A 1,405-nucleotide genomic window follows, 5' to 3' on the forward strand; every position below is an offset into this window, starting at 1 on the left:
CGTTTGCGGAGACGAATCGGGACGACGGAGAACTACCTGAGCGGTACCAGGATATCTACCCGCGATGGGTGAGCGATCCGACCGTCAGCAACGACGTCCACGCTGCGGCCGGAGCGTTACGGACAGCTCGGGAGCATCACGGGCCAGATGGACCCGTCTCATCAGAGGACGTCGGGTTCGCTGGCGACGTCTTGCTGGAACTCACAGAGCCGTGGCCGTTACTCGATGAGGTGCTGCCAGCGCTGTGGGCAGTGACTACGAGAGCGTGCTATCGAGAGGACGCTGCTGTCGCTGGTGGTGTCCTTGTTGAATGTGAGACTGAGGTAATGGGGAGACGCCCACGCCAGTTGAGCCTCCAAGAAGCAACTACTGGGGAACTTGTCGGGTGAGTTCTAGAGGAATGAAGGCGTCTGTCACCGGTGATTTGTGGAATTTAACATTCCACCGACAAGGAAACATAGTGGATCCAGCCAGCAGTAACTCCGTGATTATATCACTGAGCAGCGAATAAATAAGACAATGAAACGGCAGGATCGCGCTGTCACCCCTGTTATTTCGACCATTCTTATGGTCGCTATTGTCGTCATTTTAGCTGCGACAGCCTCTGTGTTCTTTTTTGATGTAGCAGGAAGTATCACTGAGCCCGCTCCGAATGTTGCCGATACAACTGGCGAATTCGAAGTTGCCGATGGAGTCGCAGGTGACAAGCAACTAGTCAAGATCACTCATATTGCCGGTGATGGGGTCCGGGTTAACGAATTAGAAATTGTTGTCCGGGCAACTGGCCCTGGCGTAGATACTGAAGCCAGGTTAGTTGATCTTCCGGCTGATGGCCCATCATTCGAAAATGAAAATTTTGCTGACGGTGATCCTGATAATTTAATTGATAATGGAGATAGTACTACAAATAATATAGTCATATCGGATGGAATAGATGTGTGGTCTGCGGGCCAGACAATCACATTCCGAATAAATACTGTTACAGCCGATTTCCGTGAGGGCGAAACTCCTGACGCCGACGAACTTGAAGTCGTGATCGTCCACACACCGTCTGGGTCGATTATCTCACAGAACACGTTCACGGCCTAGCGATCTGAAAAACTGTTCTGGTACTTCAAGCCAAATTTTCTCCGCGCTGTACCTGTACTCTCTATCCGGCATACACTAAATTAGATTACCACCTCAGAGTAGCGCAAAACGCGAGATTTAGATACGTTGACTAGCTACAACCCGTGATACCTGATGATCGAGATTTCTGATTCGCTTCGCTCTCTGTTCAGTGCTCAAATCGAAGAACGTGATGGCTCATATATCGTGGATGTCCCCGCGAGTGAAATTGAACACGACGCGCTTGCTGCCGACGAAACGTATCGCGTCGCGATCTTGAAATCGGAATCCTCGACAA

1 protein-coding gene is annotated in these 1,405 nt (G+C 50.7%); it reads left to right on the top strand.

All coding sequences use genetic code 11. The annotated features are described in order from the left end of the window. Nucleotides 1-519: 519 nt before the first annotated feature. Nucleotides 520-1,089 carry a type IV pilin gene (locus B9H04_RS17775; RefSeq protein ID WP_085682900.1) on the top strand — a complete coding sequence of 190 codons (570 nt, stop codon included), beginning with the start codon at nucleotides 520-522 and terminating at the stop codon, nucleotides 1,087-1,089. The last annotated feature ends 316 nt before the right edge of the window (nucleotides 1,090-1,405 follow it).

The sequence above is a fragment of the Halorubrum ezzemoulense DSM 17463 genome (assembly GCF_002114285.1).
Classification (GTDB): domain Archaea; phylum Halobacteriota; class Halobacteria; order Halobacteriales; family Haloferacaceae; genus Halorubrum; species Halorubrum ezzemoulense.

Bases quoted from the DNA above. Each gene is read 5' to 3' on its own strand.
- B9H04_RS17775 (WP_085682900.1), top strand. From the start codon at position 520: ATGAAACGGCAGGATCGCGCTGTCACCCCTGTTATTTCGACCATTCTT.